The organism is Lactiplantibacillus pingfangensis (genome assembly GCF_005404945.1).
Classification (GTDB): Bacteria; Bacillota; Bacilli; order Lactobacillales; family Lactobacillaceae; genus Lactiplantibacillus; species Lactiplantibacillus pingfangensis.
In genome coordinates, this window is the sequence record NZ_BJDG01000025.1 from 15,844 (window position 1) to 31,245 (window position 15,402).

Consider the following 15,402-nt stretch of genomic DNA (forward strand, 5'->3'; position numbering starts at 1 on the left):
CAACGGGGGCGTTTACAAGAAAATTACCCGGACATTTTATGAATTGGTCGCCTTTTAACGGTGATAAATGTAACCGGTTACGAGAAATGGAGCGTTAAGCATGCAATTAGCAGGAATTTTACATCGGCCTGAAAGTGAAGACAGCGCGATTTTAGCCGATCATCGTGTCTTACTGCGCCTACAGACGGCGTTGGACGATGTGGTAAAAGTTGAGTTGGCCTATGCCGACATGTACTTATGGCAGGAAGGCGCACCGATGCAGCAGGTCGAGATGCGAAAAGGGTTGGCAACGCAAGCCAATCAATATTGGACGTTGGCGGTTGACCTGCCCACTAATCGCGCCATCTATGCGTTCAAGATTACGGATCAAGCGGGTCAAACGATTGGTTATGGTGATGAAGGCTTTTTCGCCGATACGACGGCCAATTGGGCGGTTGCTGGGCGCTATTTCCATCTCCCATACTTGCATCTAAGTGATGCAGAATTACCACCGGCGTGGGTCAAACACACGGTTTGGTATCAGATCTTTCCGGAACGTTTTGCCAATGGCGACGTCAGCAATGATCCGGCTGGAACCCAGCCATGGGGGCAAGGACCAGTCAAGCGAGACTCATTTTATGGTGGCGACCTGCGTGGCATTATTGACCATTTAGACGAGATTGCGGCGTTGGGTGTGAACGGCTTGTACTTGTGCCCAATCTTTACCTCACCATCAAATCATAAGTATGACACGATTGACCACTTTGAAATTGACCCACATTTTGGCACTAAAAAAGATTTTCAAGAATTGGTAGATCAGGCCCACGCGCGCGGTATGAAAGTCATGCTGGATGCTGTATTTAATCATTTTGGCGATCAATCACCACAGTGGCGCGACGTTGTCAAAAATGGTCAGGACTCTCGGTTTGCGGATTGGTTCCATATTCATGGTTGGCCAGTCGGAGTTGACGCGAAAACTGGCGTCCTCAACTATGAGACTTTCGCAACCGGGGCGGCGATGCCAAAAGTTAATACGCAGAATCCGGCGGTGCAACAGTATTTGATTGACGTCACGAAATATTGGATTGAACAATATAATATTGATGCTTGGCGCTTTGATGTGGCGGATGAAGTTGATCATGGCTTCTGGCGAAAACTCTGTGGCGCATTGCGGGCAGTGAAACCAGATGTGTATTTGCTCGGTGAAGCGTGGCATAGTAGTCAAGCATTGGTCGGCAATGGCCAGTTTGACGCGGTGATGAATTACCCATTGACCCAACCCATCTTGGCGTTATTTAAACACGAGTTGACGTTGACTGACTATGTCGGCAAAGCTAATCTACAGTTGATGCAATATCGGCAACCAAATCAGCAAGTGATGTTCAACGCGCTAGATACGCATGATACAGCGCGGCTACTGACGGTGTTGGATCATAATGTTGATCAAGTTAAGGCAGCCTTGATAGTATTGATGTTATTGCCAGGGACGCCATGTCTCTATTACGGCACAGAAGTTGGTTTGGCGGGCGGCCCCGATCCAGATAATCGCCGCTGTATGCCATGGCAACCAGCAGATCAAGATTTAGCACTGCGCAGCTTTGTGACGAAATTAGTGACTTGGCGGCAAAGTCAGGCGGACTTTTTAGCAGAAAGTCAATTAAGTTGGCAGGTTGCCGGTGATGTCCTGAAATTAATTCGTCAAGATGCGACCCAGACAGTCACGGCCACAATTAATCTCGGTGAAACACCGGTAACGGTTACCACTGATAAAGTTATCTTGTCGACGGCGCTGACTGCCGGTCAGTTGGGCGCAGCTGGTTTTGTTTTAAGCGTGAAGTAAAGGTTGAACGATCAAAATCACTAGTAACTACTGCCATATCAATGATGATGGCATGAAAATTAGTTGACGTGGTCGCTTCCAGTCGCCACTGATAGCATACGGCCGTGGGACCGGGTCAAGCCTGAGAAACGTCTTGGCCCTCGCCCTGAACCCTTGCACAAATCGCAAGTGTCCCGGACCGTCCGTGGCGTAACGCCGGCCAGCAACATGCCGACCCAACGCCACGGTCACGGCTGATGCTATCAGCGGCGACTTCCAGCTAATTTAACTGTTTTTAGGCTAGGCTTAGCGGAGACGGGCAGAATCGTTGTGCTGTGTCGGTAAGATTGGTCGGTGGTCTTGGCCGCCTAATCTTACAGGGCGATTTAAAGACGTGAATTATCGGCTTTAAATCGAAGGCGCAGACCGCACTATGGCTACAACTGTCCCACCATAGCACAGCGATTTCTGCCTGCCGGAGCGGATCACCATAAATTTGGAAATGCCTGTTGTCTATATGATAGTGTTTACGAGTCCTTTTGTCCTTTTAAACTTCAGGCGTGAAGTAATCATAAAATCCAACCACGAGTTTGAAAATCGTGATTGGATTTTTTAATTCGGGTAATTGATGGACTGAATTTCACAGTAATCAAACTGGTCTTGGTGAACAAACTGTGACATGACCTCGCCATGGGTGACGCAGATGATGCAGTCGTACTGCGTGACGTATTGGTCAAAAACTGCTGTTACCCGTGCTTGAAGCTCATCGGCCGTTTCGTATGGATAAGGAAAATCGGCTGGCCGACTGTGTGGTGTGCGTTTATATTGGGCGTAGGACTGGGAAACTTGTTGATTGTTTTCAATTAAGGTCCCCGTTCGGTCAGGTTGCCACTCATGTAACCCTAGCTCAACTTTGACGGGAGCGGCGACTTGACGGGCAATTTCGAGTGTTGTGGCCATTGCGCGGGTGAATGGTGACGTTAAAATCACCTGCGCTTGCTGTAATTCAGGGCGTCGTGCACATTGTTGGGCTTGTTGAATACCAGCAGGGGTGAGGCCGCCTAAATCACGACCGTAACCCACATAATGTTTTTCGGTGACAGCGCGATAGTCTGGTTCACCATGGCGAATTAAATAAATTTTCAAGTTAAAACCACCTTTAGCTAATAGTTGTGATTAGTATGTGAATAAAAATTCAGATTTGAGCGTTTTTTGGCACAAAAGAAAAGCCGCCAAAATCAGCTAAGATTTCGAGCGACTTGATGGTGCTATTTAGTTGCAGCTGGTTTAATACTGCGACCTTGGAAGAATTCGATCACAATCAAAACAACGTAGCAAATTAGAACAATCCCTAATAGATTAGTGGTGTTCACATTGCTGGATAACCAGTAATATTGCCAGTGTTGATTATTGAATACCCACCAAACTAACAAGCCGGCAAGTGCCCCTAAAGTATTCATAATTGCGATAAAGAAAATATTGCCATTTTGTTTTTGACCAGCCCAGTAAGCTGATAAGATGGCCATCCAAACGCCCCAGACAATTAAGCCTACGACGACGACCCAATAAATAATTGCAGCGATCATTGGTACTCCTTCTTTCTTCAAGTTAATAACTTTATTTTACCATGAATTCGATTACATTGGGAGTGCTCAGTGATAATTTTCACAATTTGGTTAGGGCGTTCATTTAATAAGTTTGGTGGCATTACTTGTTATTTAGGGGCTAATTATTTACAATTAGAACATAACAACAATGAAATAGGGAAAGGATTGGCCTATCAATGACTTCTGCATGGAACTGGATTGGAATCATTGCTTGGATTATTACTTTAGCGGTGTTTGTTTGGGTATTTCATCATATCCGCGTTCGTCGAATTAAAATGATTGTGGAACGCAAGCATACGTTTGAATGGGGTAATTTAATCGCTAGCGGCTTGGAATTAATTGTCGCGTTTTGTTTAGTCATCGGGATGGGTTATGTTACCTTTGGTCGGCGCGTCAATTTATCAGATCAGAATGCTGTCAAAGTTGCCTATGACTATGAACCATTAGTGTTACGAGTCGGCACAGAAGGTTCTTACTATGTCGCTGTTGATCGCAGCACGAGTAACAAGCCGGTCCACGTTTATAATTACTGGGTCAAGGGTGCTAAGTATACGGTTTCCAGTAATAAAGCCACGGTTGTTAGCAGCTTAAAGCAAGTAAAAATCATCGATACTGGGATTCCGTGGTCACAAAAAACGTTACAGAAAAAGGATGCCCAACATGAAAATGCCTATGTGGCTAAAATGATAGCAACTTACCAGCCATCATTCATCAATGGTCTGGGTGTGCGAGTTGGTCATCAAGCCATGACACGTTGGTTGATCCGGGTGCCAGCCCAATCATTTATTAATACAACGGATATTCAAAATCAATAATTGAACTAGTGAGAGTGGTTGATACAAGTTTCGACTGTCACTGTTTGGAGATACTGAGGGGGCCATGACTTTGTCGTGGTCTCTTTTTTCGTATAAAGGGAATTAATTACTAAAAGTTGTTAAATATTTATATTTAAAATAGTTTTTAGTTTATGCCAGTTGCGTAAAGGGGTAAAATTAACTCATCAGTAAATTTGAATTTTTAGTGTAAACGATATAGTGAAGGAAGCGGAACCGATGATAGTCAAACAAGATTCACCGTTAGTCGTTTGTGGCGTCATTGGTGATGAGACCACTTTAGTTGTGACCAAGTGCCTGACCGGGCCCTTTGAAAATCGTTACGATTTAGCAACGGCCCCCGTATCAATTGCCAAGACGCTTAGCGAAACGGTGACGGAAATCGCGGCGGTAGAAACCGGCTTACAAACAACCATCGAAAAACAATTGGGCACGATTCGGCTATTGTTACCGGCAATTGTAACGGCAGAGCAACCGCGGATGATTGTTAGTACGTTTTATTTGTTAGAGCCAGTCGGCGGTCACTTGATCACCGAACGACCAAATTATACGGTTGCTTTATCTGCTGGGGCGGATCGAGTGCCACTGAATCAGTTGAATTGGGCGAACAGTTCGCCATTAGTTTTACAAGCGAAACGTTATTTGGAAACGCGGACTTTTCCGATCGCTGATCAGGTTATTGCCAATTATGAGACACCGGCCGAACCACAATTTCGTCAGCTTGACAATCAAGACTGAACGTTGTAAGTTAGAAATAACTTAAAAAATGATACGTTGATGAGAAGAGTAGTTAAGTCGTGGTGAACAGCGAGTCAATGGGTGGTGGAAATTGACGACAGTGGCTTAATGAAGATGAACTCGGAGTTGGTCAGTTGTTGACGCAACTGGTTCGGATTGATCACCGATACCCAGATCAAGCGTGTTTTTCGCGCGAGAATGAGGCAGCAGAAGCTGTGAAGATAGGTGGCACCTCGGAGTAAAAAAACTTCGTCCTTCGTAATGAGGACGGAGTTTTTTGTTTTTGTCAGCCAGTGATGAAGGGGAGTTTTAGAATGGATCAAGCAGGATTTATTAAAAAATATGCCACTAATCGGTTAAACACCAACTCACTAAAGTGGGATGCATTGGATCAACGTTATGGTAACAAGGATTTAATTGCAATGTGGGTCGCCGACATGGAATTTAAAGTGCCTGAACAAGTCACCACGGCACTGACTGAAAGAGTCGCCCATGGGATTTATGGCTACTCCTATACGCCAGATAGTTATTACGACGCCTTTATTAATTGGGAAGAACAGCGTCACGGCTTAACCTTAAAAAAAGATTGGATTCGTTTTGGCACGGGTGTGGTTAATTCGTTGTACGCCCTTGTTAATGCCTACACGCAACCTGGCGATGGTGTGCTGATTTTGACGCCAGTTTACTACCCATTCTTTAATGCTGTTCAAGATAATCATCGTCAATTGGTGACCTCTGAACTGGTTAATGATCATGGCAGTTACGCGATTGATTTTGAAGATGTTGAAAACAAAATCAAGCAAAATGAAGTTCGCTTGTTTATCCAATGTTCACCTCATAATCCAGTTGGACATGTTTGGACAGAAGCAGAAGAGACTAAAATTCTTTCCTTATGCGAACAATATCATGTGCTAGTGATTTCAGATGAGATTCATCAAGATTTAGAAATTGATCCAGAAAATCATCCTTTTATTTCCGCGTTAACGGTCGCCAATGAGCGGTTTGCCGATAATGTGATCGTGGTCAATTCACCTTCTAAAACATTTAATGTGGCTTGTTTATTAAATTCACATGTGATTATTCCAGACGAGTCGTTGCGTCAACGTTATGACGACTTTATCCAGACGATTAATCAAACCGAAACGAATATTCTCGGTCAAACGGCCGGTGAAGCGGCTTACACGTATGGCACGGAATGGTTAGATCAAATTTTGGACATTATTCGTGGCAATTATCATTACTTGAAAACTGAATTGGCGGCTCACGCGCCTAAAATTGTCGTTGCAGACTTGCAAGGGACGTATTTAACGTGGTTGGATATTCGGCCATATGTAAAACCTGAATACACTCGCGAGTTTATTCAAGATAAATGTGGCTTGGCGGTCGATTTCGGTGAATGGTTTAGTGCTAATGATAAGGGATTTGTCCGTTTGAATTTGGCAACTGATCCCAAATATGTGCATCAAGCGGTTCAAAATATTGTGACCTGTTTAGCTGAATTAACGGCTTAATCAAAAAAAGACGTTCCCAAATCTATTTAGATTTGAAGAACGTTATTTTTTTGATCGCTTAGCTGCGGCTTTTGTTGGCGGTGGTATGCCGCTTTAGTCCGCGTTTCCGTTCAATTTGTCGACGAATGAAGGAGTAAGCCAATAAGGCGAGCGCCAAAAGTCCGATGACTACCGCGGCGGTTTTAAAACCAAAGATTAAAAAGAAAACGGCAATGGCGAGCGTACAGTATATGAGTAAAAACATTGGGATCCTCCCTCTTTCACATCGTGTCGATTAATTTAATAGCTTAATTGTAACGACAAAAAGTAGCCATCTCGTGATATAAATTTGAATTTTTTGTTAAGAGTCTGATTAAGCAGTAGTCATTACTGATAGGATAGTGCTGCCAATTTTTTTGCAATGCCAACTTAAGTCAATTGAAAAAATGCCCTGGAATATGGCACGAGATTAACTACGCTCGGTTAGATTATTTCGCCGTTATCAAAATGACGCCAGCACGATTGCTCGTACTAACGTCATTTTGATAACGGCTATTTAAAAGTATTCCCGAGCTAACGAAAGCGATGTCGACTGAGACGACGTTCGTTTGCTTGATTGAGCTGTTCTTCGGTCAATTGATAACGTTGTGCCTGAATAAGCTTGTCGATTCCGAGTTGTAAGGCTTTAAATTGATCTTGATTACCAACAGTTGGTGCTAGGATTGTGGCAATTGACTGTAATTTTTCAACATTCGGCGTCAGCGTTTCGGCAACCTGTTGATCATATTGCTGTTGTGAGAGACTGTGCGTTTGCCAACGGGTGACGCGTGCTAACAATGTAAACAAATGCGTGGTTAAAATATCGGTTAAATAATCCGTCTCATCTCGGCTAAATCCCAATTTGACAACCTCCTTAAACTACTCTGATTCATTCTAGTTTAGCACGTTCGATGCCTTAAAAAAGATAATTAAGTTACTAGTTGACTAAACTTGTTCAAAAGAGTGCAAGCTTGGGGAAATTAGGCGGTAGTGACTTAAATTAGGTGGTAAATTTACGGTATCGGTAGGAGGGAGAGATTATTATGATTGGTCATGTTACGAAAATAAACCGGAGCTTGAATCAAGGCGTCTTAACGGACTTCCATGGGCGTCATTTTAAATTTACCTTATCAGCGACACCGACTGATGGACCGGTTCATTTGGGGGAGGAGATTTGTTTTACGCCGCAATTAACGGCTGCTGGATTGATGGCGACGGAATTATGTTTACACCATCATGATGGCTCACGGGTCGTCATTCCAGTGCCAAACTCGGCAGATGAACCGCGTTTTGTCCGAATTGGTGAACTAGTAATCAACCTTGCGCAGATTCAATATTACGAAATGACCACGACCCAAAATGAAATCCGCAATGGTTATGAGTCAACGGCGCGCCATTTATTGATTCAAATGAAGGGTGGTCGTCAATTTGTTTTTTACAACTGGGATGGCATCAACATCGATGAAGTCATGCAGACATTAACGATGTTACATACTGCGAATCAAAAACTCGGGTGAGGACTTTCCTTTACCCTGACCACTGTCACGGATTGATAGCAACTGGTTTGTCTAGTATGCGCAACAAAAAAGCGGCCGAGAAAATTCTCAGCCACTTTTTTTAGTCTTTATCGGCACGATCTTTAAAAATAAATAATTTACTGAAGAACCAGTTCATAACAACCACGATGACTTGGTCTAAGAACTTAACGAGTAAGTTGTTACCATGCAAGACGGTGACCCCGATAATCATGATTGCTTCATCCACGAAGAAACTGAGTAGGCGGAAGCCAAAGAACGAGCTGGCCTCGGCCAAGACTGCTTTGGCGGTTGGGGTCTTTGAATCAAAGACCCATAACTTGTTGGTGATGTAGGCGAATAACACGGACAAGAACCAAGCAATTGCATTACTGAGCCAGACTGGCCAGCCAACGAGATCATTGAATAGCCAGAAGGCGACAAAGTTGACGACGGTGGTTAAACCACCAAAGATTAAATAAGACAAAACGCTTTGATAGCGATGCCATAATTGTATGATTTTTTTCAAGATTTTTCGCTCCAAGTTGTCTAATTAAGTGCTATTATCGTAGCATAAAAAGACAACTTGTGCGGCAGTTAATAATTATTTTTGTGCTAAATCTGCGAAATAGGCCTCGTAGGCTGTTTGTGCCGCTGCCAAATGGTCAAAGTGGCTTACGGCAATGACCGTATGTCCCACGAGTGTTAGGGCTGTAATCTTGACTGTAAAGGGATACTTGGATAAACGTTTGCTGGTTAGATCGAGCTGGTATTCAACTTCGTCACTAATGACAATTGTCTGACTGATAATCACACCATGATGTTTATTTTCAAGGGCTAACATGTTAACCGCCTCCCCAGTGGAATAAGTTCATTGTAGTCGCTGGGTGTAAAAAGATGATTCTGTTTGTGTAAATGTTGTGTAAATGTGAGTGTTCGGGCAGTTAACAGTCATTTTCGCTTGAACAAACCAATTGAGAACGCATTCATGATCGATAAATGGTAAAATAAAGACAGTAGATGGAAAGGGTGTGGCGCAGATGTTACAAGAATATACGAATATTTTAGTTCCCCTAGACGGTTCGAAACAAGCGGAAGTCGCTTTAAATAAGGCAATTGAGGTTGCTAAACGTAACCAGGCTCACATTGACGTACTAGCCGTGATTGATCCTGGTCAATTTGGGTATAATTTAGCCGGCTTGGCGGATGGCGACATTACGTACCAATTGGTTCAAGATTCGGAAGCTTATTTGAAGGGACTCGTTGAAACCATTAAGAAAAACGGGTTTGACGATATTGAATTCCATATTCGAATGGGCAGTCCTAAACCAATCATCTCGCAAGACTTTATTGAAGATCATCACAATGACTTGATTATGATGGGTGCGACTGGCTTGAACGCGATGGAACGTGTTCTTGAAGGCTCGGTCACCACTTTTGTTCAACGTAATGCTTTAACCGATGTTATCGTGGTTAAAACTGATTTAAATAATACGCAAGTTGCTAAATAAAAATCGTGATATGAAAAACGGCTGTCCGAAGTGAAGTGGGCAGTCGTTTTTTATCACCTAATTTCTGAGTTTGAGCTTGCGATTGAAACCGTAAGCAATCAGCGCCAGCATGAGACTGGCAACAACCATCGTCATCATTGGCATGAAAGGGTTGAACAAGCCGAGTGTTTGATGGTAGCCGAGCAACCATTTTACAAAGCGTTGTAAGGCCAGTGTTCCCGCAGATTCTTGTGTTCTAATCGCTGCGGAGGCAACGAAGGCCAGTAAGAAGATGGCTAAAACTGGGACAACAATGTAAATAAGTCGTTGCACTGTCTTTGAAAATAAGACCATGATACTGCTGATGGCCATGGCGAGCAGACCGAGTGTGATGAAGAGCAGCCATAAGAATAGCATATAAATCGTCACGGTTAGAAAGACATTGTCACCAAAGAATTTTGCGTACATTTCGTAAGGCCCGTGCGCCAATAAGCCGAAGACGTCAAGCCGAAGTAATGGCGCCGAAATCGCGAAGTCATTAATAATCGCTAATAAGACGCCGACAGCGCTCATGATGAGCAAATTAGTGACGCGTGCTAGCCAGTAAGTCCGCCGCGAGATGCCATTTTGAATGAATAGTTTGAAATTGTCGTAGTTTTGCAACCCAACAATGAAAATAAAGAATCCAAAAATTGCACCAAGGCCTAAACCACTCAGATGAGAGCGCCAACTAAATGTGCTGAGCGTGCCATTGAGCACGGCCATTAAAAAAGGAAAGACGGTTGCCAGGACGATAATGGCTAAGTAGGACCAGCCAAGATATTGTAATTGTTCCTTGAACAAGTAACGTGTTAAACGCCAACTTTTATTTGGCATATGAATTCCCTCCCAGACTTAGGCATTCTTAAGTTTAAGTTTGTGATTGAAGTAGGTCGAAATCGCACCCATCATGGCACTAATGACTAACATGGTGACCATGGGCATTAGCGGATTCAGCGTGACTCCCGTACTTTGTCCCGTGTATCCGGCAAGAAAGCCAAGAAACTTGGCGGTGCCCTCAAAACTAACTTGACTAGGAAACCGTGCAATCAAGTTAACGAGAAAGGCCAAGAAAACGAATCCCAAGACTGGCACTGCGATGAATACGATACGTCGCACTGATTTCGTCAGCAAACTGAAAATACTCCCAATGGCCATTCCACTTAAGCCAAGCATGATAAAGACTAGCCACATAAAGATCAGGTTCGTGATGAAGTTGCCAGCCAAGTTATGCCTGCCAAAGAAGTCTCCGTACAGTTGGGCATAAAAGAGGTGATTAAACCCGCTCGTAAAAGTACGATGTTGCAGCGGCGTATTGACCAAAAAGTGATAGCTAGTGGCAACGAGGTCACCGATAAAACTTAAAGCAATCACGGTGAGTACCCGCGCACGCCAGTAAGTTCGCCGTGAAATACCATTTTGAATTAAGAGCTTAAAATTATCGTAGGTGAACGTCATGATGATGAAAATCACGCAACCAAACGTAAAGCCCAAATTGATTTGCAAGGTGTTCAGAATGGTCTGTGAAGTCAGCTGACGGGTAATGAGTGTTGACACGAGCGGAATCCCAACAATACTGACGACAATCATCAGATAAACATAGCCAAGAATTTTTAACTGTTCACGCAATAAGTAACGCGTTGTTAGTTTCAGTTTAGCTGACATGAGTGGCAGCCTTCTTCTCATTGGTTAAGTTAATGAATAGTTTTTGTAAGTCCAGATGTTCCAGTTTAACAGTGTCTGGAATTGGGCGGTCGTCTGCTAATGCACCGTAGACATAATGTGCAGTGATCCCGCCCAGGTGATCTTCGCCAATGACGTTTAAGCCAGTGGTGTATTGTTTCACGTCGGCATCTGGGCCTGAAATCGTATAAGCCCGTTCAAGAATGTCTGGGACGGCGCCATTAACGACAATATGATGATCGTTCAAAACAAAGACATGTTCAATCAAGTTAGCAATTTCTTCGATCAGATGGGTCGAAATCACGAAAGTACGGGGCTTTTCTGAATAAGTCTCGATCAATTCTTGGTAGAACAATTCGCGATGATTGGCGTCTAGTCCCAAAACGGGCTCATCAAGGAAAATGTAATCGGCTGGCACACAGAGGGCGACGATGAGTTTGAAAATCGAGCGATACCCAGTGGAGAGTTTACCGAAGCGTGACGTTAAGTCGAGACCGAATTTTTCTGCAAGGTCGTTGGCATAGTCACGGTCAAAACTGCCATACATCATTTCAGTAATATCGAATAGCTTGTTCAATTTACTTCGTTCAGAGTAGAGGTTGACTTCACTCATGAGATAAAGGCGGCCAAGGGTACGATCGTTATCATTCAGTGATTATTCGTCTAAAGTAATGGTTCCTTGGCTTGGAAAAATGCGGTTACTAATGATATTTAGTAAGGTACTTTTACCGGCACCGTTACGACCTAGCAAGCCATAAATTTTGTTTGGTTCAATAGTTAGGTTGATATCCTCAAGAACTGGTTTGCCGTGGAAACTTTGACTAACGGCGTGAATTTGAATGCTCATTTCGTTGAAAACCCCCGTTCAATTAATTGTGCTAATTCTTGTTTCGTAATGTGCAGTTTTCGTGCTTCACTAACTAAGTTTTTAACGTAATCGTCATAAAATTGGTTACGGCGTTTCTCGACAATCCGGCTTTGCGCACCGGCAATGACGAACATGCCGACGCCCCGACGTTTTTCAATCAAGTTGGCATCAACTAGGATGTTCATCCCTTTTAAAACCGTCGCTGGATTGATATGGAATTCTTTAGAAATTTCAGTCGTGGAAGGCACTTGTTCACCTTCCGCAAATGTTCTCGCAAAGATTGCTTCTTCGATTTGTTCAGCAACTTGTAAATAGATTGGTTCAGTACTATTAAAGTTGAACTGCATATTTTTCACCTCATTGCAGTGGGTTAATCGTTATTTGGTTGCAATTTTGTGGTGACGAGTCAAGGTTAATTGATGTTCAGTCCGGTCAATTCGGGCGGCAATCCAGCAGGAGAGCAGTAGCATAATCCCGAGTACTGCGAGTAACGTATCCTGATGTTCAAAACCGACAAAATTGGCGGTCATCAAATTTGCAGCGAGCCAAAAGACTGGCATCAAGCCGCCAAGCCAGAATTGCTTCCGGTTAGCTAAGACGTAACGATGAATTGGCGTAATAACGATTAATAAAGCGACTAATCCAAAGTATACCATGATTCATTCCTCCTCCAAAAGGTTATTGTAAGACGATCCGCCGATAAATCTGGACCGTAATGAGATAGTAGATTAAATAGAGCCCCGCAAAGATTAAGAAAGGCAACCAGATTCCAGTATATGGTGAGCCAATCATGATGAAACTAAACATTTTTAGGCCGAAGAGCACGTGCACGACACCGACAATGCCGGGCAGGATAAATAGAACGGCAATTTCTTTGCGCAAGGCATTGTTAAGTTCGCTAGTCCGTGTCCCAATTTTAGCCAGCATGACGTAACGATGTTGGTCGGCAGCGGCACCAGATAAAATTTTGAACATTAAGCAACTGGCTAACATGGCGAGAAAGGCGATTCCTAGAAAGAAGCCCATAAATTCTAGTCCAGAGTACATGCCGTTGACCATTTGATAACCACTGTAACGGCCACCAAGAACTTGGCCTTGTAGCGCATGATCACGCTTTTGTTGACTAGCGGCTAACTTTTTCAAGGCCGCTTGATTGGCAACGACGTCTTTAGTCACAAAGACGGTTAAACGTTGTTCTGGTTGGGTCAAGGATTGATATTGTTGCTCAGAGACCATCGTCGTCGCTAACTGTTGTTGCGCACTCCCTTGTAATTGACCAAATTGATAACGTTCATATGATTTGGTCAATTTTTGGGCATCTAGCCGTTTCAGCTTAAATTTGAGCTGGGTTTTACCGACCGGTGACATAGTTGCAAAAGGTTGCGCGTTAAATTCACTGGCACGGTAGTAAACGGCCTTTTTACCGATTTTGAAATGGTAAGTCGTTTCAGTCGTTGGTTTTAAAGCTTTGATCTGTGCCTGTTGTTGACTGGTCGTGTTCACAATTCCCATATCATAAGCACTGGTCCCGTTCGCCATTAATGGGACTTGCCGATGAAAGCCCATCCCCACGGTAATCGCGCCCAAGGCTAAGGCAAAGAGCATCGCGACGATGGCTAAAATCTTCGTGTAATTACGAATCCGGAAACTCAATTGTGACAAGGTAAAGCCATTTAAACCGCGATTGGCAAAGGGTAACCGCTTGAGCAAGACAATTAGCCAAACAAAGATGGCATTAAATAGAAGATAAGTGCCCAAGACAATCGTGACTAGGGCGATCCCAATCCCGGCCAGTTGTAGCTTGTCGAGGTTCGCCATTGACCAATAGCCGATACTAATTGATAAGAGCCCGATAATCACTTCAACGAGTTGCCGTACTGGTTTCAACTTAGGTCGATTTGGTTGATCGTTACTGTGTAATAATTTCAGCGCGGGTGTCTTCGTTAACGCAATTAGGTTGAAGAAGCCAGCGATGATGAATAGGCCGACATAGAGTAAGAGGGTCGTCAAAGCAGCTGGGAAATACCAAGCGGCTAGGTGATGCAACGTTAAGCCGAGACTATTGATAAGGACTTGGCTGAGGCCCATTGTCAACAAGCTGCCAAGGGCAATCCCGATAATGGTGGCGGTAATTCCGACTAATAAGGTTTCCAACCAAATCAATTGGCCGATTTTACCCTTACGTGCGCCCACTAGCATGAACAGGCCGTAATCGCGTTTGCGCATGCTGAGCAAGAAAGAGTTGGCGTAGCCGATATAAACTAAGGTGATAATCGTCAGTAGGACTGAGCCAAATTGGAAAATCATCCCAACCATACTGATACTAGTATTTTGCTTTAAGAAGGCTTTGTTCGTCGCTAGGGCTTCGAACATGTAGAAGATGGCACTGGACATAATTAAGCCTGAGAATAGGACGAGATAGTCCCGCCAGCGTTTTTGAAAGCCGGTCATTGCGAGTTTAGTTAACATTTTGTGAGCGGCTCCTTTCTATTGTTCGAATGTGCCTAAGGTGTCGAGAATTTGTTGGTAAAAGTCTTGCCGAGAGAGGTCTGCGCGGTTCAGTTCTTGACCGATTTTGCCGTCTTTAATAAATAAGATTCGTTGGCAATAACTGGCTGAGAAGGGATCATGGGTGACTAATAAGATGGAAACGGCTTGTTCACGATTAATCGTGGTAAATAAGTCGAGGAGCTCCCGCGCTGATTTGGAATCCAGTGCTCCGGTTGGTTCATCACCGAACAGCATGGCTGGTTCATTAATTAAGGCCCGTGCGGCGGCAACCCGTTGTTTTTGGCCACCGGAAAGTTCATTAGGATAGTTATTCAAAAATTCAGCGATGCCTAAGTGACTAGCAACGGCTTCGACAGCCGGCTTAATTTTTTTAGCGGCTGTGTTTTGTAACGTTAAGGGTAAGGCAATATTTTCGTAAGCGGTCATCGTTTCTAGTAAGTTAAAGTCTTGGAAAATAAAGCCAATTTCTTTAGCCCGAAAGTCTGCCAGTCGATTACCTTTTAAATGGGTAATCGGTTGTTGATTAATGGTTACTTCACCGCTTGTAGGTTGATCGAGAGTGGCAAGCATATTTAGTAAGGTTGTTTTCCCGGAACCGGAAGCCCCCATGATGCCGACAAATTCGCCAGCATTGACGTTGAAGTTGATCCCTTTTAAGGCTTCGTATTGTTTAGAACCGGCCTTGCCGTATGTTTTGTGTAAATCGGTAACCGTCATAATTGGTGTTGTTGACATGATATCTTTCTCCTTTTAAGGTACTTAGTTTGTTATTTGGTTAGTTGCTTATGTAAC

At 43.7% G+C, this 15,402-nt stretch carries 18 protein-coding genes and 1 pseudogene; 6 read left to right on the forward strand and 13 right to left on the reverse strand.

Annotation, left to right across the window (positions count from 1 at the left end; translation table 11 throughout):
- The first annotated feature begins 100 nt into the window (after nucleotides 1-100).
- Nucleotides 101-1,819 (forward strand): glycoside hydrolase family 13 protein, encoded by a 1,719-nt coding sequence (locus FFM74_RS11050; protein WP_137626686.1) that lies wholly within the window; start codon nucleotides 101-103, stop codon nucleotides 1,817-1,819.
- Between the two features lie 591 nt (nucleotides 1,820-2,410).
- On the opposite strand, the gene FFM74_RS11055 is transcribed toward FFM74_RS11050, so the two are convergent.
- Both FFM74_RS11055 and FFM74_RS11060 read right to left on the reverse strand, forming a co-directional pair.
- Entirely contained in the window at nucleotides 2,411-2,944 is a 534-nt protein-coding gene (locus FFM74_RS11055) for a histidine phosphatase family protein (RefSeq protein ID WP_137626687.1), read from the reverse strand.
- A gap of 122 nt (nucleotides 2,945-3,066) precedes the next feature.
- Nucleotides 3,067-3,405, reverse strand: coding sequence for a hypothetical protein (locus tag FFM74_RS11060; protein ID WP_223877222.1), 339 nt, complete (start codon nucleotides 3,403-3,405; stop codon nucleotides 3,067-3,069).
- A gap of 176 nt (nucleotides 3,406-3,581) precedes the next feature.
- Here FFM74_RS11060 and FFM74_RS11065 point away from each other — a divergent pair, with 176 nt between their 5' ends.
- The 3 genes from FFM74_RS11065 (at nucleotide 3,582) to FFM74_RS11075 (ending at nucleotide 6,487) form a co-directional block, all read left to right on the forward strand.
- Nucleotides 3,582-4,220 (forward strand): LVIS_2131 family protein, encoded by a 639-nt coding sequence (locus tag FFM74_RS11065; protein ID WP_137626688.1) that lies wholly within the window; start codon nucleotides 3,582-3,584, stop codon nucleotides 4,218-4,220.
- A gap of 237 nt (nucleotides 4,221-4,457) precedes the next feature.
- The gene (locus FFM74_RS11070; protein WP_137626689.1) at nucleotides 4,458-4,976 is read left to right on the forward strand and encodes an NUDIX hydrolase; all 519 of its coding nucleotides are present in this window, start codon (nucleotides 4,458-4,460) and stop codon (nucleotides 4,974-4,976) included.
- Between the two features lie 314 nt (nucleotides 4,977-5,290).
- On the forward strand, nucleotides 5,291-6,487 hold the full coding sequence (locus FFM74_RS11075; protein ID WP_137626690.1) for a MalY/PatB family protein: 1,197 nt from the start codon (nucleotides 5,291-5,293) through the stop codon (nucleotides 6,485-6,487).
- 58 nt (nucleotides 6,488-6,545) lie between these two features.
- On the opposite strand, the gene FFM74_RS11080 is transcribed toward FFM74_RS11075, so the two are convergent.
- Both FFM74_RS11080 and FFM74_RS11085 read right to left on the reverse strand, forming a co-directional pair.
- Nucleotides 6,546-6,731 (reverse strand): hypothetical protein, encoded by a 186-nt coding sequence (locus FFM74_RS11080; protein WP_137626691.1) that lies wholly within the window; start codon nucleotides 6,729-6,731, stop codon nucleotides 6,546-6,548.
- Nucleotides 6,732-7,039: 308 nt separating this feature from the next.
- Nucleotides 7,040-7,366 carry a hypothetical protein gene (locus tag FFM74_RS11085; RefSeq protein WP_137626692.1) on the reverse strand — a complete coding sequence of 109 codons (327 nt, stop codon included), beginning with the start codon at nucleotides 7,364-7,366 and terminating at the stop codon, nucleotides 7,040-7,042.
- Nucleotides 7,367-7,548: 182 nt separating this feature from the next.
- Between FFM74_RS11085 and FFM74_RS11090 the strand changes: the two genes are divergently transcribed.
- A complete protein-coding gene (locus FFM74_RS11090) occupies nucleotides 7,549-8,022 on the forward strand; it encodes a hypothetical protein (RefSeq protein ID WP_137626693.1) in 474 nt (157 codons plus the stop codon).
- Nucleotides 8,023-8,122: 100 nt separating this feature from the next.
- On the opposite strand, the gene FFM74_RS11095 is transcribed toward FFM74_RS11090, so the two are convergent.
- Both FFM74_RS11095 and FFM74_RS11100 read right to left on the reverse strand, forming a co-directional pair.
- Complete coding sequence (locus FFM74_RS11095) at nucleotides 8,123-8,548, reverse strand: GtrA family protein (protein WP_414672081.1); 426 nt, start codon at nucleotides 8,546-8,548, stop codon at nucleotides 8,123-8,125.
- A gap of 75 nt (nucleotides 8,549-8,623) precedes the next feature.
- Nucleotides 8,624-8,863, reverse strand: coding sequence for a hypothetical protein (locus FFM74_RS11100; protein ID WP_137626694.1), 240 nt, complete (start codon nucleotides 8,861-8,863; stop codon nucleotides 8,624-8,626).
- 196 nt (nucleotides 8,864-9,059) lie between these two features.
- On the opposite strand from FFM74_RS11100, the gene FFM74_RS11105 reads away from it, so the two are divergent.
- Nucleotides 9,060-9,530, forward strand: coding sequence for a universal stress protein (locus FFM74_RS11105; protein WP_137626695.1), 471 nt, complete (start codon nucleotides 9,060-9,062; stop codon nucleotides 9,528-9,530).
- A 57-nt stretch (nucleotides 9,531-9,587) separates the two neighbouring features.
- On the opposite strand, the gene FFM74_RS11110 is transcribed toward FFM74_RS11105, so the two are convergent.
- From FFM74_RS11110 to FFM74_RS11140, 7 genes and pseudogenes are all read right to left on the reverse strand, one after another.
- Nucleotides 9,588-10,385, reverse strand: a complete 798-nt coding sequence (locus FFM74_RS11110; protein ID WP_137626696.1) for an ABC transporter permease — start codon at nucleotides 10,383-10,385, stop codon at nucleotides 9,588-9,590.
- A gap of 18 nt (nucleotides 10,386-10,403) precedes the next feature.
- A complete protein-coding gene (locus FFM74_RS11115; protein WP_137626697.1) occupies nucleotides 10,404-11,213 on the reverse strand; it encodes a hypothetical protein in 810 nt (269 codons plus the stop codon).
- Nucleotides 11,203-12,078: pseudogene (locus FFM74_RS11120) on the reverse strand (ATP-binding cassette domain-containing protein). Before FFM74_RS11120 ends, FFM74_RS11115 begins: the two are co-directional and overlap by 11 nt.
- Nucleotides 12,075-12,446, reverse strand: a complete 372-nt coding sequence (locus tag FFM74_RS11125) for a GntR family transcriptional regulator (RefSeq protein ID WP_137626698.1) — start codon at nucleotides 12,444-12,446, stop codon at nucleotides 12,075-12,077. The pseudogene FFM74_RS11120 and the gene FFM74_RS11125 overlap by 4 nt, the downstream one beginning before the upstream one ends.
- A gap of 30 nt (nucleotides 12,447-12,476) precedes the next feature.
- On the reverse strand, nucleotides 12,477-12,755 hold the full coding sequence (locus FFM74_RS11130; protein ID WP_137626699.1) for a hypothetical protein: 279 nt from the start codon (nucleotides 12,753-12,755) through the stop codon (nucleotides 12,477-12,479).
- 22 nt (nucleotides 12,756-12,777) lie between these two features.
- Nucleotides 12,778-14,568, reverse strand: a complete 1,791-nt coding sequence (locus FFM74_RS11135; RefSeq protein WP_137626700.1) for an FtsX-like permease family protein — start codon at nucleotides 14,566-14,568, stop codon at nucleotides 12,778-12,780.
- Nucleotides 14,569-14,586: 18 nt separating this feature from the next.
- A complete protein-coding gene (locus tag FFM74_RS11140) occupies nucleotides 14,587-15,345 on the reverse strand; it encodes an ABC transporter ATP-binding protein (protein WP_137626701.1) in 759 nt (252 codons plus the stop codon).
- Between the last annotated feature and the right edge of the window lie 57 nt (nucleotides 15,346-15,402).

Bases quoted from the DNA above. Each gene is read 5' to 3' on its own strand.
- FFM74_RS11050 (WP_137626686.1), top strand. From the start codon at position 101: ATGCAATTAGCAGGAATTTTACATCGGCCTGAAAGTGAAGACAGCGCG.
- FFM74_RS11065 (WP_137626688.1), top strand. From the start codon at position 3,582: ATGACTTCTGCATGGAACTGGATTGGAATCATTGCTTGGATTATTACT.
- FFM74_RS11070 (WP_137626689.1), top strand. From the start codon at position 4,458: ATGATAGTCAAACAAGATTCACCGTTAGTCGTTTGTGGCGTCATTGGT.
- FFM74_RS11075 (WP_137626690.1), top strand. From the start codon at position 5,291: ATGGATCAAGCAGGATTTATTAAAAAATATGCCACTAATCGGTTAAAC.
- FFM74_RS11080 (WP_137626691.1), bottom strand. From the start codon at position 6,731: ATGTTTTTACTCATATACTGTACGCTCGCCATTGCCGTTTTCTTTTTA.
- FFM74_RS11090 (WP_137626693.1), top strand. From the start codon at position 7,549: ATGATTGGTCATGTTACGAAAATAAACCGGAGCTTGAATCAAGGCGTC.
- FFM74_RS11100 (WP_137626694.1), bottom strand. From the start codon at position 8,863: ATGTTAGCCCTTGAAAATAAACATCATGGTGTGATTATCAGTCAGACA.
- FFM74_RS11105 (WP_137626695.1), top strand. From the start codon at position 9,060: ATGTTACAAGAATATACGAATATTTTAGTTCCCCTAGACGGTTCGAAA.
- FFM74_RS11110 (WP_137626696.1), bottom strand. From the start codon at position 10,385: ATGCCAAATAAAAGTTGGCGTTTAACACGTTACTTGTTCAAGGAACAA.
- FFM74_RS11115 (WP_137626697.1), bottom strand. From the start codon at position 11,213: ATGTCAGCTAAACTGAAACTAACAACGCGTTACTTATTGCGTGAACAG.
- FFM74_RS11125 (WP_137626698.1), bottom strand. From the start codon at position 12,446: ATGCAGTTCAACTTTAATAGTACTGAACCAATCTATTTACAAGTTGCT.
- FFM74_RS11130 (WP_137626699.1), bottom strand. From the start codon at position 12,755: ATGGTATACTTTGGATTAGTCGCTTTATTAATCGTTATTACGCCAATT.
- FFM74_RS11135 (WP_137626700.1), bottom strand. From the start codon at position 14,568: ATGTTAACTAAACTCGCAATGACCGGCTTTCAAAAACGCTGGCGGGAC.
- FFM74_RS11140 (WP_137626701.1), bottom strand. From the start codon at position 15,345: ATGTCAACAACACCAATTATGACGGTTACCGATTTACACAAAACATAC.